Genomic DNA, 21,898 nt, shown 5'->3' on the forward strand with positions numbered 1-21,898 from the left:
GGGACTCAGGCGGTCCAGTGGGGATCGCGGCCGAGGTAGCGCAGCAGGACGGCCACGTCGTCGTCGCCCTCCGCGCGGTCGAGGACGGCGGCGTAGACGCCGTACGTCCTGAGCGGCTCGATGTGCTGCTCGGCGATCGAAAGCAGCTCGCGGGCCATGGCCGGGGTGAGCGGCGAGGGCTGACCCGTCGCCTTCGCGATGTCCCAGGCGTGGACGGCGGCGTCGAGCGCGCACGCCCCGATGCCGAGCGTGTAGGTCATCGTGTTCGGCGGCACGGGGACCGGGACCTCCTGGGCGTCGGGTGACACGGTCGCCCACGCGTCGGCCGAGGCCTTCATCGCCCGCTCCGCCACCTCTTCGGGTGCGTCGGCCAGCTTGCCCGAGGGGGCGAAGGGGTTCTCCTCGGGCATCGGCCCGCCGGTGATGAACGCGGCGTAGCCGATCTGGTCGCCGGCGGCGTGCTGGAGCACCTGGGTGACGTTCCACTCGGCGCAGGGGGTGGGCAGGTCCCAGCCGTCGGCGGGAACGTTGCGGATGACGGTGCGGAGGGCTTCGTGCGCCTCGGTGAGGATCATGTCTCCACTATAGCAGAACGGAACACTCCATTCCAATACCCTGTGCACGATTGACGGGCGGCGGCTCGTAGGCTCAAGCGGGTGCGTGAGAAAGACGTTCTGTACGGCAGAGCCGCCGAGCAAGCCGCCATCACCGCCGTCCTGGCCGCCGCGGACAAGGGCCACGGCCAGGCCCTCGTCGTCCGCGGCGACGCCGGGATCGGCAAGTCGGCCCTCGTCGAACACGCGGCCGGGCAGGCCGGCCCGCTGAGGGTGCTCAGGGCCACGGGCACCGAGAGCGAGGCGGGGCTGGCGTTCGCGGCGCTCCACCAGCTCCTCCGCCCCGTCACGGCCGAGCTCGACGCCCTCCCCGAGCCGCAGCGTGACGCGGTGGCCGGGGCGCTCGGCCTGGCCGCCGCCCGCAGCGACGACCGGTTCCTCGTCGCCGCGGGCGTCCTGTCCCTCCTGATCGAAGCCGCCGAGCCCGGGGGCCTGCTGGTCGTGGTCGACGACTTCCAGTGGATCGACCAGGCGTCGGCGGACGCTCTGCTGTTCGCGGCCAGGCGGCTGGGCAGCGAGCGGATCGCGATGCTGCTGGCCGTCCGCGGGGAGGCGCGCACGCCGGGGTTGCCCGAGTTGCCGCTCAGGGGGCTCGACCAGGACAGCGCCGTCACCCTCCTCGCCGAGCGGGCCGAACCCGCGCGAGAGGTGGTCGCGCGCCTGGTCGAGCTGACCGGGGGGAACCCGCTGGCCCTGCACGAGACGGTGGAGCTGCTGACCCCGGCGCAGCTGGCCGGCACGGCACCGCTGCCCGAGCCGCTGCCGGTGGGCGCGGGGATCTTCGGCGAGCAGGTGCGGCGCCTGCCCGAGGACACCCGGCACCTGCTCCTGGTGGCCGCGCTCGAAGGCAGGGGCGACCTCGACGTGGTGCTGAAGGCCGCGGACACAGCCGAGCCCGCGCTCAGGCCCGCGGAGTCGGCCGGCCTGATCAGCGTCGACTCGGCGATCAGGTTCAGGCACCCGCTGGTCAGGTCGGCCGTCTGCGCCGAGTCCAGCGCCATGCGACGGCGTGAGGTGCACCGGGCGCTCGCCGTACAGGTGGCGGACCCCGACCGGCGGGCGTGGCACAGGGCGGCGGCGACGGTGGGCCAGGACGAGGAGGTCGCGGCCGAGCTGGGCGCGTCCGCCGAGCGGGCGAAGGCGCGCGGCGGCTACGCCGACGCGGCCACCGCGCTCGTGCGGGCGGCGGAGCTGACGCCTGACAGGGAGCGGCGCGCGGTACGGCTGGCCGCGGCGGCCACCTCGGCCTGGCTCGGAGGGCGCCCGGGGCAGGCGGAGAGCTGCCTGGCCGAGGCCAGGTCGCTCGCCGACCGGCCGGAGTTCGCGCAGCTCAGAGGCAGGTTCGAGCTCAACTCCGGTGACGCGGCCGAGGCACTGCGCATCCTGTCCTCGGGCGACACGCTGGAGATGCTGGCCGACGCCTCGGAAGCGGCGTCCTACGTGGGCGACGTCGAGGCGCTCGTGGCGATCGGCCGCCGTGCCGAGGCCTTTCCCCCGAGCTTCCTGCGCGACGCGGTGGCGGGCATCGGGGCGATGCTCGGCGGCGAGCGGGACAAGGGAGCGCTGCTGCTGCGCGGGGCGCTGGGCCGTACCGGCGAGCTCCATGACGCCGCCCAGTTCCTGTGGGCCTCGGCCGCGGCCAGCTACCTGGGCGAGGCCGACGTCTCCGTCGAGCTGGTCGCCAGGGCGGGCCGCGCGGCCAGGGTCTCCGGCATGGTGGGGCAGCTACCCGTGGTGCTGGAGTTCGTGGCGACGGCCGAGCGGATCGAGGGAAGATTCGCCCACAGCGCGGCGATCGCCGAGGAGGGGCTCGAGCTGGCCCGCGAGGCCGGCTACACCAACTCGGTCGCCGCGCACCTGGCCAATCTGGCAGCGGTCGCGGCGCTCCAGGGGCGCGAGGACGACTGCGCCCGCTTCGCCAACGAGGCGCTGGCGATCGCGATCCCGCACCGTGTCGGACTGCGCGCCAGCACGGCACGCTACGCGCTGGGCCTGCTCGACCTGGGGATGGGACGCCACGCGGCGGCCCACGACCGGTTCACGGCGCTGGCCGCGACAGGGCATCCCACCGCCGTGTGGCGCTCGACGCCCGACCGGGTGGAGGCCGCGGTGCGCTGCGGCGAGCTGGACGCGGCCCGCGCCGCCTTCGCCGCCTACGAGCGCTGGTCGGCCGACGCCCGCACGCAGGAGGCGAGGGCGCTGCTGGCCAGGTGCAGGGCGCTGACCGGCGATGACGCCGCTTTCGACGAGGCCATGAACCTGCATCCCGAGGGCTTCGAGCGGGCCAGGACCGCCCTCCTGTACGGCGAGCGCCTGCGCAGGCTGCACCGTCCAGGCGACGCCCGCCCGCACCTGCGCTACGCGATGGAGACGTTCGAGCGGGCGGGCGCGGGCCCATGGGCGCGCAGGGCCGGCGACGAGCTGCGCGCGGCGGGAGAGGCGCGGGCCAGGCCGGAGCGTGACGTGCTCGGCGCGCTCACCCCGCAGGAGCTGCGCATCGCCAAGCTGGTGGCGGCGGGCGCGTCCAGCAAGGAGGTGGCCGCCCAGCTGTTCCTCAGCCCGCGCACGGTGGAGTACCACCTCTACAAGATCTATCCGAAACTCGGCGTCGGCTCCCGTACCGAACTGGCACTAGTAGTCCTACAGATGGCAGGCGACTCTCATCACGAGATGCTCTAGTCATGCAAAACACGATCTTCACCGAAGAGTTCGGCGACACCGCCCACCCGCCCGTCCTCCTCATCGCAGGCTCCATGTCACAGGGCCCCGCGAGCTGGCCCGACGCCTTCGTCGGCCGCCTCGCGGCGGGAGGACGCAGGGTGATCCGCTACGACCACCGCGACACCGGCCGTTCCAAGACGATCGACTTTGCGGCCGACCCGTACACCTGGCACGACATCAAGAACGACGCGCTGGCCGTGCTCGACGCCCACGGGATCGAGTCGGCGCACCTGGTCGGCCACTCGGCCGGCGGCGTGCTCGCCCAGTGGATCGCGGTCGAGCACCCCGAGCGGGTGTCGACGCTGACGGCCATCGGCTCCTCGCCCCTGGGCCGCCAGGAGGGGATGACCATCATGCGCGCGCTCATGGGCGAGGAGCAGCCTGAGGGCAGCCTGCCCCCTCCCACGCCCGCGTTCGTGGACTTCTACCGCAAGATGATCACCTCTCCCCCGCCCGTGACCAGGCGGGAGCAGATCGACTTCCAGCTCGCCGAAGCGAGGGTGCTGGCAGGCGGCGGGTTCCCGTTCGACGAGGACGAGGAGCGCCGCCAGGCCGAGCGGCTGCACGAGCGGGCCCTCGACCTGTCCGCGTCGGCCAACCACCGGCTCGCGGCGGCGGCCGACATGGCGTTCGAACCCGTGGGCGTGCTGCACACGGTGAAGGCGCCCACGCTCGTCATCGAGGGCACGCACGAGCCCGCCAAGCCGGGGCACGGCGCGCTCATCGCCGAGGCCATCCCCGGGGCGGAGCTGCTGATGGTGGAGGGCATGGGCCACATGCTCGCGCCGCAGGTGCACGAGACCCTGGCCGCGGCCATCCTGAGGCACACGGTTACCGTACAAAGGTGACCTATCGCCGCAGGATACTGGTGCTGGCGATCTGCTGCATGAGCCTGCTGATCGTCAGCCTCGACAGTACGGTCCTCAACGTGGCGTTGCCGTCCATGCAACGGGAGTTCGACGCTCCCGTCTCCGCCCTGCAGTGGACGATCGACGCCTACACCCTCGTGCTGGCCTCACTGCTCATGCTGTCGGGCTCCACCGCCGACAGGTACGGCCGGCGCAGGGTGTTCCAGCTCGGGCTGCTGCTCTTCACGCTCGGCTCGCTGCTGTGCAGCCTCGCTCCCGGCATGGGCTGGCTGGTCGTCTTCCGGATGATCCAGGCGGTGGGCGGGTCGATGCTCAACCCCGTCGCCATGTCGATCATCACCAACGTCTTCACCGACCCGCGCGAGAGGGCCAGGGCCATCGGCGTCTGGGGCGGCGTGGTGGGCATCAGCATGGCGGCGGGACCGCTGGCGGGCGGCCTGCTGGTGGACACGCTGGGCTGGCGCTCGATCTTCTGGCTCAACCTGCCGCTCGGCGTCGCCGCGCTGGTCCTGACCGCGCTGTTCGTGCCGGAGTCCAAGGCCCCGAGAGCGCGCAGGTTCGACCCCGTGGGACAGCTGCTGGTGATCACGCTGCTGGGCTCGCTGACGTTCGGCATCATCGAGGCGCCTGCGAGGGGCTGGTCCTCGCCGCTCATCCTCGGCTGCTTCGCCCTGGCGGCGCTCTCGCTGGCGGGGCTGCTGATCTACGAGCCGCGCAGGCCCGAACCGCTCATCGACATGCGCTTCTTCCGCAGCGTGCCGTTCAGCGGGGCGACCGCGCTGGCGGTCAGCGCGTTCGCGGCGCTGGGCGGCTTCCTGTTCATCAACACGCTGTACCTGCAGCAGGTGCGCGGCCTCGACGCGCTCCACGCGGGTCTCTACATGCTCCCCATGGCCTCGATGACGCTGCTCTTCGCGCCGCTGTCGGGGCGGATCGTCGGCGCCCGCGGTCCCAGGCTGCCGACGCTGCTGGCGGGCCTGGCCATGGCGGCCAGCGGCGTGCTGTTCGCCGCGTTCGGCGCCTGGCGGTCGGACGCGCTCATGTTCACCGCCTACGTCCTGTTCGGCGTCGGCTTCGGGATGGTCAACGCGCCGATCACGAACACCGCGGTGTCCGGCATGCCCCGCGAGCAGGCAGGGGTCGCCGCGAGCATCGCCTCCACCAGCCGCCAGATCGGCATCTCCCTCGGAGTCGCCGTCATCGGCTCGGTGATCGCCGCCACCGGACCCGCCTCACCCGCGGGCACCACCGCGTGGTGGATCATCGCGGGCTGCGGAGCCGCGGTACTGGCCGTCGGCGGCCTCACGACCGGCGCGTGGGCCGCGGCGACCGCCGACCGTACGGCGGAGCTCATGGCGGGCGAGAACCGGATTCACGCCGCCCGCTCGTAGCCGACCAGGCACGACGCGGCGGCCAGGCAGGCCGCGCACACTCCCGCCATCACGGCGGGATACCCGATGACCTGCGCGCCGGCGGCGGCCGCCAGCGGGGCCACCGCCTTCGAGACGGTGATGGGCAGGGCGAGCGCGCCGCTGAGCGTGGCGTAGACGGCCGTGTCGTAGCGGTCGGCCAGCAGCGCGGGGCGCGCCAGGGTGCCGACGCCGAAGCCGAGGCCGAACAGGGTGACGGCGCCGATCGCGCCCGCCACCGTGTGACCGACCAGGGGAAGCAGCGCCGCGGCGAGACCCTGCAGCGCGAACACCGCGGCGGCGACGAGCGCGGTCGGCCGGCGGGCCTGCAGCCCCGTCGTGACCAGGCGGCCCGTGACCGACAGCACCCCGAGCAGTCCCGCGACGGTGGCGGCGAACAGCGGGGCATGTCCGAGCGCGATCAGGTACGTCACCAGCAGCACGCCGATGACCGCGACCGCGCCGGTCTGGCTCAGGAACGCGGCGGCCAGCAGCCAGAAGGGCCGTTCCCGCAGCGCGCTCCTGACGTAGCCGGGCTCCGGCGCGACCGAGGTCCTGTCACGCAAGGTCAGCCAGTGCAGGGGGACGGCGACCAGGCCGTAGCCGACGCCGAGCGCCACCAGGGCGGAGCGCCAGCCGTACCGGTCGACGAGCAGGCCCGTGAGCGGCATGAAGACGCTGGAGGCGAACCCCGCCACGATCGTGACCGCGAGCAGCGCCCGCGCCCTGCGGGCCGCGTCGTACCAGGCCACGACCACGGCGAAAGCGGCCTCGTAGAGGACCATCGCCGACGACAGGCCGACGGCCGCGAGCACCAGATAGAGCTGGGCCAGCGACCCGACCCGCGACCACGCCAGCAGCGCGAGCGCGCCCAGCAACGAGCCTGCTGTCATCAGGGTCCTGCCGCCCCTGGCGTCGAGCACCCGCCCGACCAGCGGCGCGACCAGGCCCGACACCAGGACGGCGAGCGTCAGCGCGCCCGCCACCTGGGTGATGCTCGCCCGCAGCTCCACCCGCATCGGCTGGAGAAAGACCGAGAAGGCGTAGTACAGCACGCCGTAGCCTGCGGTCTGGGTGACGGCCAGCGCGGCGACCATCTGCCCGTTTCGGGCGATCACGCCAGGTCAATGCCCAGCTGATCGCCCGTCATGCCGTGATAAAGGTCACCCGGAGGACGTCGCGGAGTCGCGCGACTGCTCCGTGGTCCCCGTGTCGTCCCTCGACGAGTCGGCGCCGAGCTCTTCGCGCAGGCGCTCGTAGTCGATGTGGTGGTTGGTGTACTTCAGCTCGCGAGCGACCTTCGTCTGCTTCGCCTTGGCTCTGCCTCGCCCCATGGCTCCACTCCCTCGATGCCCGCCATCATCCTATCAAGTTGAAGAATTGTGCAACTCGCTATATTACGATAGTTGCATGCCCGTTCCGCTGTACCAGGCCAAGGCAGATTTCTTCCGCACGCTCGGGCATCCCGTGCGCATCCAGGTGCTAGAACTCCTCAGGCAGGGTCCCAGACCGGTCCGCGATCTCCTCACCGAGATCGACGTCGAGGCCTCGAGCCTCTCCCAGCAGCTCGCGGTCCTTCGCAGAGCGGGAATCGTGAGCGCCACCCGTGACGGGGCGACCGTCGTCTACGAACTCTCCAGTCCAGACGTGGCCCATCTGCTCATCGACGCGCGGCGGATCCTGACGGACATGCTCGCCGACCAGGGCGAACTGCTCGCGGAGCTGAGGGCCGAAGGCCGCGCGGTGGGCTAGCTAGCGCCGGCGCCGGCCTTCGGCACGAAGACCGCCTCGCCCGCGTGCCCGTCGACCGGCGTCCCCGTGCTGGTTCCGCGTTCGGTGTCGTACTTGACGACCTCGCCGCCGGTGACCGCGTAGAGGTAGCGGCTGGCGCGGCCGAGGCGGTCCTCGTTGAACGTGGGGAACTCCACGCCCCGGTCGTCCAGCTGCTCCTCCTTCACCGTGCCGAGGGAGAGGTCGAGTGTCCAGCGGTGCAGGACGGCCGCGCCCGCGTGCGGCGTCGGGTCGCTCGTGCCGCCGATCACCTTCCACGTCCTGTCGAAGAAGTCGCGCGAGGCCTGCGCGACCAGGCCGCCGTCGCCGCCTCCCGGCACGAGGCGCTGGAGGGGATCAGGGCGGCGGTCGAGGAGGGCGACGACAACCTGTCGGTCTACGGCAGGATCGTGCTGGAATGGGGCCTGCGCTTCACCACGGCCCAGCGGGAATGGGCCGAATGGGCCGAGGAGCAGATCCGTTAGGCTCTTGAACCATGGTCTCCGAGCTGTTCGATCCCAAGGCCTGGCAGGTCGTCGAGGGTTTCGACTTCACCGACATCACCTACCACCGCGCCGTCGACCAGGGCACGGTCCGCATCGCCTTCAACCGGCCCGAGGTGCGCAACGCCTTCAGGCCGCAGACGGTCGACGAGCTCTACCGCGCGTTCGATCACGCCAGGCAGGCCACCGACGTCGGCTGCGTGCTGCTCACCGGCAACGGCCCCTCACCCAAGGACGGCGGCTGGGCCTTCTGCTCGGGCGGCGACCAGCGGATCAGGGGCAAGGACGGCTACCAGTACGCCGACGGCACCCCCTCGACCGGCCGCCTGCACATCCTCGAGGTGCAGCGGCTCATCCGCTTCATGCCGAAGATCGTCATCTGCGTGGTCCCCGGCTGGGCGGCCGGTGGCGGCCACAGCCTCCACGTCGTGTCCGACCTGACGCTCGCCAGCGCCGAGCACGCGCGCTTCAAGCAGACCGACGCCGACGTGGCCAGCTTCGACGGCGGCTTCGGCTCGGCCTACCTGGCCCGCCAGGTAGGCCAGAAGTTCGCCCGCGAGATCTTCTTCCTCGGCGACACCTACACCGCGGCCGACGCCCACAGGATGGGCATGGTCAACGCCGTCGTCCCGCACGAGGAGCTGGAGTCCACCGCGCTCGAATGGGCTCGGAAGGTCAACGGCAAGTCGCCCACCGCGCAGCGGATGCTGAAGTACTCCTTCAACCTCATCGACGACGGCCTGGTCGGCCAGCAGCTCTTCGCCGGCGAGGCCACCCGCCTCGCCTACATGACCGACGAGGCCGCCGAGGGCCGCGACTCCTTCCTGCAGAAGCGCGACCCCGACTGGTCGCCGTTCCCCTGGCACTTCTGATGATCGAAGTCCCCGAGGAGCTCGCGGCACACCACCTGGTGTACGCCGACGACGCGGGCCCCTCGTGGACGGCCGACCTGCCAGGCCTGGCCGAGCACTTCCTCGACCGCTGGGACCTGCGCCCCGACGGCGCGGTGCTGCACGGGATGGTGTCGCTCGTCATCCCCGTACGGCGGGCCGACGGCACCCTCGCCGCGCTCAAGCTCCAGCCCGCGACCGGCGAGAGCATCGGCGAGGGCCCCGGCCTTCGCGCGTGGGCGGGTGACGGGATCGTCCACCTCCTCGACGAGGCGACCGTCCCGTCGCCGACCTCGCCGCACCGGGCCAACGCCCTCCTGCTCGAACGCCTCGACGGCGACCGCTCGCTCGAGGCCATGCCCGACTGCGAGCGAGCGCTCGAGATCCTCACCGACCTGCTCGCCCGCCTGGTCACGCACCCGGGGCCCGAGGGCATGCGGACCCTCGGCGACATCGCCTCCGGCATGCTGGAGGAGGCGCCCGAGCTGCTGCCCCAGGCCCACCCCGACGACAGGGTGTGGCTGGAGCGGAGCGCGGCCGCCGTACGCGAGTTGGCCGGCGAGGCAGGAGACCGGCTGCTCCACTGGGACCTGCACTACAGCAACGTGCTGGCAGGGGCGCGCGAACCATGGCTCGCCATCGACCCCAAGCCGCTGGTGGGCGACCCCGGGTTCGAGCTGATGCCCGCGCTGCGCAACCGCCGGCCGTCCACGGACGTACGCGGGACGGTGCTCAGGCGGTTCGACCTGATGGTCGAAAGGCTGGGGCTGGATCGGGAGCGGGCCGTCGGATGGACGCTGGGCCGCCTGCTGCAGGACGGGCTGTGGGACCTGGAGGACGGCGAAGCCAGGATCAACCAGGACGAGATCGCCATCGCCGAGGCCCTGTTGAGCCGCTGACCACGCCCATCCATTAACCGGTCAAGCTAAGATTGATGGTGTGAACAGGCCATTGCTGGGTGAGCCCCTTCCGCTCGACCTCGTCGACACCCACTGGGTCGAGCGGGACGCGTGGGTCGACTTCCTCGACGATCCTGCCGACGTGCGACGCTGGCTGGAGGGGCACGGCCTGCCTGCCGAGGACGAGACGGCGCGGGAACGGCTCGTGGAGGTGCGGGCGGCGATGCGAGCCGTCCTCGAAGAGAGCGACGCGTCGCGGCTCAACGCCGTCCTCGACCACGGCGCGCGGCGGCCCAGGTTGCGCGGGGCGGAGCCGTACGAGGAACTGGTGCTCGACGACCCCTCGTTTCACGCGGCGTGGGTGGTCGCCGAGTCCTTCGTGAACCTGCTGCGCGAACGGCCCGAACGGGTGCGCAAGTGCGCCAATCCCGCGTGCGTCCTGTGGTTCGCCGACGTGAGCAAGAACGGCAGGCGGCGGTGGTGCTCGATGGAGGGCTGCGGCAATCGCGCCAAGGTCGGGCGCTTCAACCAGCGGGCACGTGATCTCCGTGATTGACGCACGCTGGACGGGGTAGAACATGATCGCCCCCGGCCGCCGCGTTACAGCCGGGGGCGCCAACCGGCCCCTGTCCGCGGGCGTCAGCAGGCGCAGGCGATGCCGGACACGGGGGCGGTGAGCGGGTCGACCGGGTTCCTGGTCACACCGCCCGCGGTCTCGACGGGAAAGCCCTCGCGCGCCCAGTACTCGAAGCCGCCGAGCATCTCCTTGACCCGGTAGCCGAGCTTGGCGAACTCCAGCGCGGCCCTGGTGGCGCCGTTGCACCCCGGGCCCCAGCAGTAGGTCACCACGGTCACGTCCGCGGGTACCAGATCGGCCGCCCTGGCGGCGATCTCGGCGGTGGGCAGGTGGATGGCGCCCTCGATGTGGCCCTGGTTCCAGCTCTCCAGGCTCCGCGAGTCGATCACCACGACGCCGGGGACCTTGCCGGCCAGGTCCGACGCGACGTCGGACACATCGGTCTCGAACGCGAGCCGCGCCGCGAAGTGGGCGAGAGCGGCGGTGTTGTCGGCGGCCGGCGTGGAGGTGACAGCGGACATCGGGGCTTCCCTTCTCTGACCCGTTGGTTACGCCCCCATGGTGGCCGGGAGGGGGACGCCCGAGACAGTGGCGGAAAAGCCGCCTATCGCTAAGATCCCGCCAACCGACCTCCATCCCGGCGCCCGCGAGCGCGGACGAACATCACCGCGCCCCCAGGCCACCGAAGAATCCCGACCTGCGCCACCGCGAGCGAGGGCTGGGGTCTTCGGCCGGACCGGCGCACCGATCCGAAAGCCCGACCCGCACCCCATGCCGTCAGTCCGAGATCAGCGGTGGGGGCGGGTCCTCGTTCAGGCCCAGGTGACCGGCGGCGGGTCAGGGGATCTCGATGACCAGCTTGCCCCGTCCGTGGCCCGTCTCGATCTCCCTGTGCGCGTCGGCGGCGCGGTCGAGGGGGAACGTGCGGCGGACCAGCCACGTGAACCCGCCCTTCGCGATCAGGTCCGCGTACCTGCCGAGCCGCTCTGCCGTACGGCCCGCCTGCACCAGCCGCACTCCCAGCTCGGCCGCCCTGCCGTGCTCCACCAGCGTGACGATCTTCGCCGGGTCCTTCACCAGCTCCAGCGACACCTCGAGCGCCTGCCCTCCCGCGCCGTCGAGCGCAGCGTCCACCTGGCCGAGCGCCCTGACCCTCTCGGCCAGCCCGTCCCCGTAGGCGACGGGGATCGCGCCGAGCGATCGGAGATAGTCGTGGTTCTCCTCCCTGGCGGTCCCGATCACCGTGGCGCCGAGCCTGCGGGCGATCTGCACCGCCGCCGTCCCCACGGAGCCCGACGCCCCGTGCACCAGCAGCGTCTCGCCCTCCCTCAGGCCGATCGTCGTCAAGGCGAGCTCCGCCGTCTGCACCCCGGCGGTCAGGCCGCCCGCCACCGCCCACGGCACCTCCGGGGGCTTGGGCGCCACCTGGTCGGCGCCGACCACGATGTACTCGGCATAGGCGTTCAACTGGCTGAAACCGAGCACCTCGTCGCCCTCGGCGAATCCGGTGACGCCTGCGCCCACCTGGTCGACCACGCCGGCGAACTCGTTGCCGGGGATACGCGGCAGCCCACCCGTCACGCCGGGCGGGGTCCATCCGGCCCGCACCGCCGCGTCGTACGGCTGCACCCCGGCCGCCTTGACCCGCACTCTCACCTGGCCGGGACCCGCCTGCGGGGTCTCGATCTCCATCACCTGAAGCACGTCGGGCCCACCGGGGGTCGCGAACGCCGCAGCCTTCATCTCGATCATCTCCTCGTGTCAGTCACCCCACTCTGCAACCTCAACCAAACCTGAGGTCAACCTCGCGTGCCGGATCCCTCTTGAGAGCGAGCACAGACCGCTCCCACCGGCGATCCGCGAACCCCGTCCGGTCGCCGACCATGGCATGGAGCGCCCTGAGAAAGGAGGAAGATTGGACGCTGTGTCGGATCTGCCGCAAATCGCCCGCCTCAAGGAGCGCTTCCGCGCGCTCCCGCCGCTGCAGGTGGACCTCGCGCTGACCGCTCTGGTGCTGGTCGTCCAGATCTGGCCGTTCGTCGGCGAGAGTTCCTCGGGCGAGCCATGGCACTGGTGGGGCTACGCGGTCGTGGTCGCGTCCGCGCTTCCCCTGATCTGGCGGCGTAAGGCTCCCGTGCGCAGCATGCTGGCGACGGCCTGCGCGCTCTCCCTCTACGACCTGGCCGACTCGGTGCCCGCTCAGCCGGTCTGGTACGCCAGCCTGATCAGCATGTACACCGTCGCCGCCTACTCGCGCGGGTGGCAGAGGGTGGCGGTGCTGATCGTCACGGTGGGCGGCGGCCTGCTGCTGGTCGGCTCGTCGGAGACCGCCGTGCGCGGCACCGTGGGCGCCGTCGCCGCCTACGCCGTCGGCATGGCCACCGCCACCTCACGCGCGTACGCCGCCGCGCTGGAGGAGCGTGCCGTACAGCTGGAGAAGGAGCGGGAAGTGGAAGCCGAGCGCGCCGCCGAGCGCGAAAGGGCGAGGATCGCCCGTGACATGCACGACATCCTCGCGCACGCGGTCAGCCTGATGGTCGTGCAGGCCGAGGCGGGACCCGTGGTCGTCAGGAGCAACCCCGCCCGCGCCGAGGCGGCCTTCGACGCCATCGCCGCCGCGGGCCGCGACGCGATGGTCCAGCTGCGCCACATGCTCGGCGTGCTCAAGGAGGAGCAGGGGCCGCGCGCGCCGCAGCCCACGGTCGCCGACCTGCCGGCGCTGACGTCCCAGCTGCCGCTGCCGGTCGCCTTCCAGGTGCACGGAACGGCCCGCCCCCTGCGGCCCGACGTCGAGGTGGCGGTGTACCGGATCGCGCAGGAGTCGCTGACCAACGTCGTCAAGCACGCCGGAGCCTCCCGCGCCGACCTGGTCCTCCGCTGGAGCGACGAGGCCCTGTCGATCGACGTCACCGACGACGGCGCAGGCTCGGGCATCGCGCTGCCCTCGGGCGGCAACGGCCTCATCGGCATCCGCGAACGCGCCGCCGCCTGCGGCGGCACCGCGACCGCCGGTCCCCGACCCGACGGCCAGGGCTTCCAGGTCTCGGTACGGCTGCCGCTCACCCCCGAGCGGGACCACGTGGAACAAGGAGCGAATCGATGAGCATCAGGGTGGTCGTCGCCGACGATCAGGAGCTCGTGCGCGGCGGGTTCAGCATGATCCTCGACGCGCAGCCCGACATCGACGTGGTCGCCGAGGCGGGCGACGGCATCGAGGCCGTCGCGCTGGTCCGGGAGCACCGGCCCGACGTCCTGCTGCTCGACATCCGCATGCCCAGGATGGACGGCATCGAGGCGGCCAGGCTGGTGGGGCGGGAGACCAAGGTCCTCATGCTCACCACGTTCGACCTCGACGACTACGTCTACGACGCCCTGCGGGCGGGGGCCAGCGGGTTCCTGCTGAAGGACGTGCGCAGGGACGAGCTGGTCAACGCGGTCCGGGTGGTCGCCGCGGGGGAATCCCTCCTCGCGCCCACCGTCACCAGCCGGCTGATCGCCGAGTTCACCTCCCGCCCTGCGGCGGCGTCGGTGTCGGCGGAGCGGCTGTCGGTCCTCACGGCGAGGGAGCAGGAGACGCTCGCGCTGATCGCCCGCGGGCTGTCGAACGCCGAGATCGCCACGGAGATGGTCGTCAGCGAGCACACCGTGAAGACGCACGTGAGCAACGTGCTCGCCAAACTCGGCCTGCGCGACAGGGTGCAGGCGGTCATCGTCGCCTACGAGACGGGGCTGGCCGTACCGGGGCATTAAGCGTTTTTCAAGCGGGCTGCAACCCGCCCACGGAAATATTCACCTCATATCGGGGGCTTTTATCCGAGGGAGCCGATGCCCGCATTCGTTGACGCCGCGCTGGCCTTCCCAGCTGCGCTCTTCAGCTTCCTACTCGTCGTGGTCGTCGGCTACTGGCTCGTGGTCATGTTCGTGGGCGGCGACATCGACCTGGACGGCGCACAGCTCCCGCTCGGCCTCGGCGGCATCCCCGCGGCCGTCGCCTTCTCGCTGTTCGTCGCCCTTTCGTGGTTCGTGAGCCTGGCAGGCGTGGTGCTCCTCGGCGGCGGGCCGCTGGTGCTCGCCGCGGCGCTCGCCGCCGGATGGACGGGCACGAAACTGCTGATCATCCCCATGCGCAGGCTCTTTCCCGACAAGAAGGAGCCCTCCCGCCACGACTTCGTCGGCCGGCGGTGCGTGGTGCGCACCGGCCGAGCCGACGCGACCTTCGGCCAGGCCGAGGTCACCGCCTCCGACGGCTCGTCTGCCGTCGTCCAGGTCAGGACGACAGGCGGCGACCTGCTCTCCCGCGGCCAGACCGCGTTGATCTTCGACTACGACGCAGAGGGCGAGTTCTTCTACGTCATGGAGGACCGCATATGAGTGTGATCTCAACCGGTTTCGGCATTCTGCTGGCCGTCATCCTGATCGTCGTCATCGGCCTGCTCTTCGCGATCAGCCGGCTGTTCAGAAAAGTCGAACAGGGCAAGGCGCTCATCGTCTCCAAGGTTCGCAGGGTGGACGTGACCTTCACCGGCGCCGTCGTGTTGCCCGTCCTGCACAAGGCCGAGGTCATGGACATCTCGGTGAAGACCATCGAGATCGCCCGAACCGGAGCCGAAGGGCTGATCTGCCGCGACAACATCAGGGCCGACATCCGCATCACGTTCTTCGTGAGGGTGAACAAGACCATCGAGGACGTCATCAAGGTGGCCCAGGCCATCGGCACCGAGCGAGCCAGCGACGAGACCACGCTGCAGGCGCTGTTCAACGCGAAGTTCTCCGAGGCGCTCAAGACCGTCGGCAAGCAGCTCGACTTCGTCGACCTCTACACCAAGCGTGACGAGTTCCGCGACCAGATCATCCAGGTCATCGGCACCGACCTCAACGGCTACAGCCTCGAGGACGCGGCGATCGACTACCTGGAGCAGACGCCGATGGCCAAACTCGACCCGGCCAACATCCTCGACGCCCAGGGCATCCGCAAGATCACCGAGCTGACCGCCAACGAGAACGTTCGCACCAACGAGTTCAGGCGCAGCGAGGAGAAGGAGATCACCCGCCAGAACGTCGACGCCGCCGAGGCCATCCTCGAGCTGAAGCGCCGCCAGGCGGACGCGGAGATCAAGCAGAAGCGCGAGATCGAGACGATGAAGGCGCGCGAGGAGGCGGAGATCGCCCGCGTGCAGGCCGAGGAGCGGCTCAAGGCGCAGGCCGCGCACATCAAGACCGACGAGCAGCTCGGCGTCCAGACCGAGAACCGCAACCGCGAGATCGCCGTCGCCGAGAAGAACCGCGAGCGGGTCATCGCCATCGAGAGCGAGCGGATCGAGAAGGACCGCATGCTGGAGGTCATCTCCCGCGAGCGGGAGACCGAGCTGTCGCGCATCGCCAAGGACAAGGAGGTCGAGACCGAGAAGCGGTCGATCGCCGAGGTCGTGCGCGAGCGGATCGCGGTGGAGAAGACGGTCGCCGAGCAGGAAGAGAACATCAAGAAGCTGCGCGCCATCGAGGAGGCCGAGCGGCTGCGCCAGACCACGATCATCCAGGCCGAGGCGGAGGCCCAGGAGAGCCTGGTCAAGGACATCAAGGCGGCGGAGGCGGCCGAGGCGGCGGCCAAGCACAAGGCGCGCGAGGAACTCACGCTGGCCGAGGCCAGGCAGCAGGCGGCCGAGCTGGACGCGCGGGCCAAGATCAGGCTCGCCGAGGGACTTCAGGCGGAGGCCGCCGCCAAGGGCCTGGCCGACGTCCAGGTGCAGGAACGCGGCGCCGACGCCATCGAGAAGGTCGGCCGCGCCGAGGCGATGGCGACCGCGGAGAAGCTGAAGGCCGAGGCCGAAGGCGCGAAGGCGATGGCGCTGGTCGAAGGCGAGCGGCTCAAGGCGCAGGCCGAGGGCGAGCAGGCGATGGCGCTGGTCACGGGCGACAGGCTCAAGGCGGAGGCCGAGGGTCTGATCGAGAAGGCCAAGGCCATGGCCGCCATGGACGAGGCGACCAGGACGCACGAGGAGTACCGCCTGCGTCTCGAAGCCGACAAGGAGATCAGGCTCAAGCACATCGACGTGCAGCGGCAGGTCGCCGAGTCGCAGGCGAGCGTCGTGGCGGCGGGCCTGTCCAAGGCCAACATCGACATCGTCGGCGGCGACAGCATGTTCTTCGACAAGGTCGTCGGCTCGATCACCGCGGCGAAGGCCGTCGACGGATTCGTCGAGCACTCGTCGGTCACGCGGACGCTGGCCGAGCCGTACCTCAACGGGTCGGCGAACCTGACCGAGGACCTCGCGAGGCTGGTCGGCGGGATCGGCACCGAGGACGTGAAGAACCTGTCGGTGTCGGCGCTGCTCATGCAGCTCATCTCGCACGGCGGGCCCGAGACGGCGAAGCTGCACGAGCTCCTGGAGAGCGCGCGCAGGCTCGGCGTGGCCGAGTCGTCGGTGGCGGCGCTCACGGCGGTGAAGGGCTGACGTGACGACCGCCCACGAGGGGGCCGCCGGTTCCGGCGGCCCCGGTCCGCTTTCCCCCGGTACGGCCTCGCCTTCGCCGGGCGCTCCCGCCTCTTCGCCCGGCACGCCCTCCCCCTCGTCGGGTGCGGGGTCTCTTTCGTCGGGGGCGGGCGCGTTGGAGGCCGGCACCTACGAGGTGTTGCGCAACCGGCTGTCCGGCCAGGTCAAGGAGCTGGCGAGGGCCGCGGAGGCGCTCAACGAGGAGCGGCTGAAGGTCTTCGGCGGCGCCGAACTCCGCCTGATCGGCACCGAGCGGATCCGCACGGAGAACAACTGCGTCCCCCGCGACATCGTCTCGGTCGGCGACCTGATGCTCTTCGGCTACAACGTCTTCATCGGCCTGAAGCCGGAGACGGCTGTGGATGACGTGTTCTCCGTCCACAGGTTCAGCCGCGACGGCGACGCGTTCAGGTTCGATGCGGAACAGTTGGGCGCGCTCAGCGACCCGGCGTTCCGGAAGGACTTCGCGGAGTTGTACCGCTACTACAAGGAGACCAGGCTTCTCCAGCTTCGGCGCCTCGAAGGCAAGCTGCTGGCCGTCTTCCAGACGGGGCCGACCGACCTGCGGGTCCTGCGGTGGGCCGTCGACATCCACGGGGAGACGACCTACCAGGACAACCGGGGGGAGCGCGACCACGTCTTCCCTCCCTCGCACGACTTCGAGTGGACGCCGACCACACGCGACGACCACGTCCTCGGCAGGCACCCCCACATCTCGATCTACGACGAGGTGTTCGTCGAGACGGTCGGCGGCGACCTCACCATCAAGATCGAGAACAACACGGAGTCCGGCGAGGGCATCTACCAGGAGCCCGTCGCCGAACCGCTGCAGTCGCTGGCCGACGCCGAGGTCGACCACGCCAGGATCGGGCCGCTCATCCTGCTGCGCGTCAAGCCGTACAAGGAGACCGAGTGGCGGCACCTGGTCTTCAACACCCGCACCAAGTCCGTCACCAGGCTCGACGGCATCGCGCTCGCCTGCCAGCGGCTTCCCGAGGACCAGGGCATCATCTTCCCCGGCGGCTACTACCTGTCCACCGGGGTGTCCAAGACCTTCGACACCCAGGTGGCCGACCTGGAGTTCGAGCGGGTGATCCGCTCGCCCAACGGCGAGGACGTCCTCTACGTCTTCCACGCGCGGGCCGACGGCCGGTCGCTGCTGCTGCCGTACAACGTGATCAGGAAGGAGGTCGCCAACCCGCTTCCGTGCCACGGCTACTCCCTGTTCGACGACGGCACGCTGGTGGTCTTCAGGGCGACCTCGGAGGAGCCGACCCGCGTCCATCCGATGCAGGTGTGGCAGACGCCGTACGTCTCCGACACCTACGCGGCCGGACAGCCCACCGGCACCGGGCCGCTGGAGCGCATCGGCAACGCCGAGCTGGTCCGCGGCATCTCCGACTGCCTGTCGGTGGCGCGCATGGTCGAGGAGATGGCGCCCTCCGAGGCGACCTTCGAGGCGCTGATCGCCGCCTGCACCAGGGCATTCGACCACTACCACTGGCTGGGCGACCAGGGGCTCCGCGGCCCGCTCGGCGACGTCCGCGCCACCGCCGAGCAGGTCCTCGACGAGTACGAGAACGTCGCCCAGCTCACCCTCCAGGCCGTCGCCACGTTGGAGAGCGCCGCCGCCGACACCACGGCCCTGGTACGGCAGGCCCGCGGCGAGACGCTGACCTCCGCCGACGCCTGGGTCTCCCGCCTGGCCGAGCTGCGCCGCGCCCAGGGGCGGCTGGTGACGTTGCGCGAGGTCCGCTACATCGACCTGGCCGCTCTCGACGCCCTCGTCGCCACGCTGGCCGACGAGCTGACGTCGGTGGGCAGGAGGGCGGTGTCGTTCCTCGAGGGCGCCGACGCGTTCACCGGCTACCACGCCGCGGTCTCGCGACTGGAGGCCGACGCGGCCGCCATCGCCACCGTCGCCGCCGCGGCCCCCGTCGCCGAACGGCTCGTCGCCCAGGCCGAAGGGCTCGAGGTCGTCACCGAGGTGGTCGGCTCGCTCGACATCGCCGACGCGACCGTCCGCACCTCCATCCTCGAACGCATCGGCGAGGTCCTCGGCGGCGTCAACCGCGCCCGCGCCGTCCTCGAAGGCCGCCGCAGGCAGTTGCTCGCCAGCGAGGGAAGGGCCGCGTTCGCCGCCGAGTTCGCCCTGCTCGGCCAGGCCGTCACGGGCGCGCTGGCGATGGCCGACACCCCCGAACGCTGCGACGAGCAGCTCGGCCGCCTCATGCTCCAGCTCGAAACGCTGGAGTCCCGCTTCGGCGAGTTCGACGACTTCGCCGCCCAGCTCACGGCCAAGCGCGAAGACGTCTACGAGGCCTTCTCCGCGCGCAAGCAGACCCAGCTCGACGACAGGGCCAGGCGCGCCGACCGCGTCGCCGCCTCCACCGACCGCATCCTCGCGAGCGTGACCCGGCGCGTGTCGACGCTGGCCTCCCTCGACGAGATCAACACCTACTTCGCGACCGATCCCATGGTCGCCAAGCTCCGCTCGTCCGCGGGCGAGCTGCGCGACCTCGGCGCCTCCGTGCGCGCCGAGGAGCTCGAAGGCCGGGTCAAGGCCGCCCAGCAGGAGGCCGGCAGAGCGCTACGCGACCGCCTCGACCTGTTCTCCGCCGACGGCGAGACGCTCAGGCTCGGCCGCCACGCCTTCGCCGTCAACACCCAGCCGATCGACCTGACCCTGGTGCCGCACGACGGCGCCATGCACTTCGCGATCACCGGCACCGACTACCGCTCCCCCGTGCCCGACTCCTTCGCCGAGACCCGGCCCTTCTGGTCCCAGCTGCTGGTCTCCGAAACGCCGGACGTCTACCGCGCCGAGCACCTGGCCGCCTCGCTGCTGCCTGCCGTCCCCGCCGGCGCCGACCTCGCGGCCCTGGTACGGCTGGCCGCGGAGGAACGCTACGACGAGGGTTACGAGCGCGGCGTCCACGACCACGACGCGACCGCGATCCTCGCTGCGCTGCAGCGGCTCCAGGACGGCGCGGGCCTGCTCCGCTACCCTCCGGCGGCTCGCGCGGCGGCGCAGCTCTATTGGACATTCGGTCTCCAGGATGTTTCACGTAAAACATTGACCACACGGGCCGCATCGCTGGTGCGGGCTCGGGACGCCTTCGGCCAGGTCGAGGCGCTCGACACGCTCGCGGCCGAGCTGTCCGCCGCCGTCTCCGTCTTCCTCGCTCCGCACGCCTTCGGCGCGGACCCCGCCGTGGTCGCGCTCGCCGGCGAATACCTCGTCGAGGAGCTCGCGGGCAAGCCCGAGGGCTTCGTCACCAGCGCCGCGGCCAGGAACATCCTCGACAGGTTCCGGCAGGCGCTCGGCCCCACCCGCACCCGCGAGTTCGAGGAGGACCTTCGCGCGCTCGCCCTGCCCGACCGCATCCAGCTCGCCAAGGCGTGGCTGAGCGCCTTCGACCGGTCGGACGAGCTTCCCGAGGCGCTGGCCGTACAGCTGTGCGAGCTGCCGCGGCACGACTCCAGCGCCGCGCTCACCGCCACCGTCGACGGCCTGCTCGGCACCCACGCGCGCATCACCGAGCGGAGCCTCACGCTGCGCCTCGACGAGACGCTGGCCAGGACGCGCGCGTTCCGCGCCGAACGTGTCCCCGCCTACCGCGCCTACCAGAAGCGCCGCGGCGAACTCGTCGCCCAGGAGCGGGACCGGCTCAGGCTGGAGGAGTACAAGCCCAAGGTCATGAGCGCCTTCGTCCGCAACCGGCTCCTCGACGAGGTCTACCTGCCGCTGATCGGCGACAACCTCGCCAAACAGCTCGGCGCTGCGGGCGCGGGCAAGCGCACCGACCAGATGGGCCTGCTGCTGCTCATCTCCCCTCCCGGGTACGGCAAGACGACGCTCATGGAGTACGTCGCCAGCCGCCTCGGGCTGCTCTTCGTCAAGGTCAACGGGCCCGCGCTCGGCCACGAGGTCACCTCGCTCGACCCCGCCGACGCGCCCGACGCCACCGCCAGGCAGGAGGTCGAAAAGATCTCCTTCGCCCTGGAGTCGGGCAACAACACCCTGCTCTACCTCGACGACATCCAGCACACCTCGCCCGAACTGCTGCAGAAGTTCATCTCGCTGTGCGACGCCCAGCGGCGCATCGAAGGCGTCTGGAACGGCCGTACCCGCACCTACGACCTGCGCGGCAAGCGGTTCGCCGTGTGCATGGCGGGCAACCCGTACACCGAGTCGGGGCAGCGCTTCCGCATCCCCGACATGCTGGCCAACCGTGCCGACGTCTGGAACCTCGGCGACGTGCTCTCCGGCAAGGACGACCTGTTCGCGCTCAGCTACATCGACAACGCCCTCACCTCCAACCCGGTCCTCGCCCCGCTGTCCACCCGCGACAGAGGCGACGTCGAACTGCTGGTGCGCATCGCGCGCGGCGAGGAGGGCGTGCGCACCGACCAGCTCAGCCACCCGTACACCAAGGTCGAGCTCGACCAGATCCTCAGCGTGCTGCGCAAACTGATCAGGGTGCAGGAGGTGGTGCTGGCCAACAACCAGGCCTACATCGCCTCGGCCGCCCAGTCCGACGACTCGCGGACCGAGCCGCCGTTCCGGCTCCAGGGCTCCTACCGCAACATGAACAAGCTGGCCGAACGCATCGTGCCCGTGATGAACGAGGTGGAGCTGGAGCAGGTCATCGACGACCACTATCTGGGCGAGGCGCAGACCCTCACCACCGGAGCGGAGGCGAACCTGCTGAAGCTGGCCGAGCTGCGCGGGCGGCTCAGCCCTGAGCAGGCGGCGAGGTGGAACGACATCAAGGCGGCGTACCTGCGGACCAAGGCGCTGGGCGGGGCGGAAGACGACCCGATGACCCGCGCCGTCGGCGCCATCGGCCTCCTGGCGGACCGCGTCGGCGACATCGGCCAAGCCCTCCGCCACCCCGACCACTGACCCTCAATCGTCAACGCACCCGTCCCCGCCCCGGAAGACCACCACCTCCAACCACCGCCCCGCCCCCACCGCTCCACACTCCCTCCGACCACCGCCCCACACTCTTTCCGACCAGCGCCCCACCGCCCCACACTCTTTCCGACCAGCGCCCCTACGACCACGAGTCACTGACCCATCGTCTCCGCCGAGTCACTGCCCCACCGCCTCCCCGAGTCACCGTCTCCTCCGAGTGACCGCCCCGCCGCC

General features: G+C 71.2%; 19 protein-coding genes. 13 read left to right on the plus strand and 6 right to left on the minus strand.

Annotated features, from left to right (window positions below; translation table 11 throughout):
* Nucleotides 1-5: 5 nt before the first annotated feature.
* Nucleotides 6-575 (minus strand): TIGR03086 family metal-binding protein, encoded by a 570-nt coding sequence (locus AC3EO4_RS07995; protein ID WP_379572970.1) that lies wholly within the window; start codon nt 573-575, stop codon nt 6-8.
* A gap of 81 nt (nt 576-656) precedes the next feature.
* Between AC3EO4_RS07995 and AC3EO4_RS08000 the strand changes: the two genes are divergently transcribed.
* The 3 genes from AC3EO4_RS08000 to AC3EO4_RS08010 are packed head-to-tail and all read left to right on the plus strand — an operon-like array spanning nt 657 to nt 5,595.
* Nucleotides 657-3,293 carry an ATP-binding protein gene (locus tag AC3EO4_RS08000; protein ID WP_379572969.1) on the plus strand — a complete coding sequence of 879 codons (2,637 nt, stop codon included), beginning with the start codon at nt 657-659 and terminating at the stop codon, nt 3,291-3,293.
* A 2-nt stretch (nt 3,294-3,295) separates the two neighbouring features.
* Nucleotides 3,296-4,183 carry an alpha/beta fold hydrolase gene (locus AC3EO4_RS08005; RefSeq protein WP_431894564.1) on the plus strand — a complete coding sequence of 296 codons (888 nt, stop codon included), beginning with the start codon at nt 3,296-3,298 and terminating at the stop codon, nt 4,181-4,183.
* Nucleotides 4,180-5,595: an MFS transporter gene (locus AC3EO4_RS08010; RefSeq protein ID WP_431894566.1), complete on the plus strand. Its 1,416-nt coding sequence runs from the start codon at nt 4,180-4,182 to the stop codon at nt 5,593-5,595. The genes AC3EO4_RS08005 and AC3EO4_RS08010 overlap by 4 nt, the downstream gene beginning before the upstream one ends.
* On the opposite strand, the gene AC3EO4_RS08015 is transcribed toward AC3EO4_RS08010, so the two are convergent.
* Nucleotides 5,577-6,731 carry an MFS transporter gene (locus AC3EO4_RS08015; protein ID WP_379572966.1) on the minus strand — a complete coding sequence of 385 codons (1,155 nt, stop codon included), beginning with the start codon at nt 6,729-6,731 and terminating at the stop codon, nt 5,577-5,579. The genes AC3EO4_RS08010 and AC3EO4_RS08015 overlap by 19 nt on opposite strands.
* 45 nt (nt 6,732-6,776) lie before the next feature.
* Nucleotides 6,777-6,947, minus strand: coding sequence for a DUF3073 domain-containing protein (locus AC3EO4_RS08020; protein WP_379572965.1), 171 nt, complete (start codon nt 6,945-6,947; stop codon nt 6,777-6,779).
* A gap of 76 nt (nt 6,948-7,023) precedes the next feature.
* On the opposite strand from AC3EO4_RS08020, the gene AC3EO4_RS08025 reads away from it, so the two are divergent.
* Nucleotides 7,024-7,365, plus strand: a complete 342-nt coding sequence (locus tag AC3EO4_RS08025; protein ID WP_379572964.1) for an ArsR/SmtB family transcription factor — start codon at nt 7,024-7,026, stop codon at nt 7,363-7,365.
* On the opposite strand, the gene AC3EO4_RS08030 is transcribed toward AC3EO4_RS08025, so the two are convergent.
* Nucleotides 7,362-7,655 carry a carotenoid oxygenase family protein gene (locus AC3EO4_RS08030; protein ID WP_431894569.1) on the minus strand — a complete coding sequence of 98 codons (294 nt, stop codon included), beginning with the start codon at nt 7,653-7,655 and terminating at the stop codon, nt 7,362-7,364. The two genes, AC3EO4_RS08025 and AC3EO4_RS08030, sit on opposite strands and share 4 nt — an antisense overlap.
* Between AC3EO4_RS08030 and AC3EO4_RS08035 the strand changes: the two genes are divergently transcribed.
* Genes AC3EO4_RS08035 through AC3EO4_RS08050 form a run of 4 tightly spaced genes read left to right on the plus strand, consistent with a single transcriptional unit; the run spans nt 7,623 to nt 10,231 of the window.
* Nucleotides 7,623-7,868, plus strand: a complete 246-nt coding sequence (locus tag AC3EO4_RS08035) for a virulence activator alpha C-terminal domain-containing protein (protein ID WP_431894571.1) — start codon at nt 7,623-7,625, stop codon at nt 7,866-7,868. The genes AC3EO4_RS08030 and AC3EO4_RS08035 overlap by 33 nt on opposite strands.
* A gap of 11 nt (nt 7,869-7,879) precedes the next feature.
* On the plus strand, nt 7,880-8,758 hold the full coding sequence (locus tag AC3EO4_RS08040; RefSeq protein ID WP_379572961.1) for a 1,4-dihydroxy-2-naphthoyl-CoA synthase: 879 nt from the start codon (nt 7,880-7,882) through the stop codon (nt 8,756-8,758).
* A complete protein-coding gene (locus tag AC3EO4_RS08045; protein WP_431894573.1) occupies nt 8,758-9,675 on the plus strand; it encodes an aminoglycoside phosphotransferase family protein in 918 nt (305 codons plus the stop codon). The genes AC3EO4_RS08040 and AC3EO4_RS08045 overlap by 1 nt, the downstream gene beginning before the upstream one ends.
* 40 nt (nt 9,676-9,715) lie before the next feature.
* Entirely contained in the window at nt 9,716-10,231 is a 516-nt protein-coding gene (locus AC3EO4_RS08050) for a CGNR zinc finger domain-containing protein (protein ID WP_379572959.1), read from the plus strand.
* A gap of 83 nt (nt 10,232-10,314) precedes the next feature.
* On the opposite strand, the gene AC3EO4_RS08055 is transcribed toward AC3EO4_RS08050, so the two are convergent.
* Together AC3EO4_RS08055 and AC3EO4_RS08060 are read right to left on the minus strand one after the other, a co-directional pair.
* Entirely contained in the window at nt 10,315-10,773 is a 459-nt protein-coding gene (locus AC3EO4_RS08055) for a rhodanese-like domain-containing protein (protein WP_379572958.1), read from the minus strand.
* A gap of 316 nt (nt 10,774-11,089) precedes the next feature.
* The gene (locus AC3EO4_RS08060) at nt 11,090-12,004 is read right to left on the minus strand and encodes an NADP-dependent oxidoreductase (protein ID WP_431894575.1); all 915 of its coding nucleotides are present in this window, start codon (nt 12,002-12,004) and stop codon (nt 11,090-11,092) included.
* Between the two features lie 172 nt (nt 12,005-12,176).
* On the opposite strand from AC3EO4_RS08060, the gene AC3EO4_RS08065 reads away from it, so the two are divergent.
* From AC3EO4_RS08065 to AC3EO4_RS08085, 5 genes are all read left to right on the plus strand, one after another.
* Nucleotides 12,177-13,355 (plus strand): sensor histidine kinase, encoded by a 1,179-nt coding sequence (locus AC3EO4_RS08065; protein ID WP_379573042.1) that lies wholly within the window; start codon nt 12,177-12,179, stop codon nt 13,353-13,355.
* Nucleotides 13,352-14,002 (plus strand): response regulator, encoded by a 651-nt coding sequence (locus AC3EO4_RS08070; RefSeq protein WP_379572956.1) that lies wholly within the window; start codon nt 13,352-13,354, stop codon nt 14,000-14,002. The genes AC3EO4_RS08065 and AC3EO4_RS08070 overlap by 4 nt, the downstream gene beginning before the upstream one ends.
* A 75-nt stretch (nt 14,003-14,077) precedes the next feature.
* A complete protein-coding gene (locus AC3EO4_RS08075) occupies nt 14,078-14,623 on the plus strand; it encodes a hypothetical protein (RefSeq protein ID WP_379572955.1) in 546 nt (181 codons plus the stop codon).
* Nucleotides 14,620-16,704, plus strand: coding sequence for an SPFH domain-containing protein (locus AC3EO4_RS08080; protein WP_379572954.1), 2,085 nt, complete (start codon nt 14,620-14,622; stop codon nt 16,702-16,704). The genes AC3EO4_RS08075 and AC3EO4_RS08080 overlap by 4 nt, the downstream gene beginning before the upstream one ends.
* 154 nt (nt 16,705-16,858) lie before the next feature.
* Complete coding sequence (locus AC3EO4_RS08085) at nt 16,859-21,652, plus strand: DNA repair ATPase (RefSeq protein ID WP_431894701.1); 4,794 nt, start codon at nt 16,859-16,861, stop codon at nt 21,650-21,652.
* The last annotated feature ends 246 nt before the right edge of the window (nt 21,653-21,898 follow it).

This window comes from Nonomuraea sp. bgisy101 (assembly GCF_057708945.1).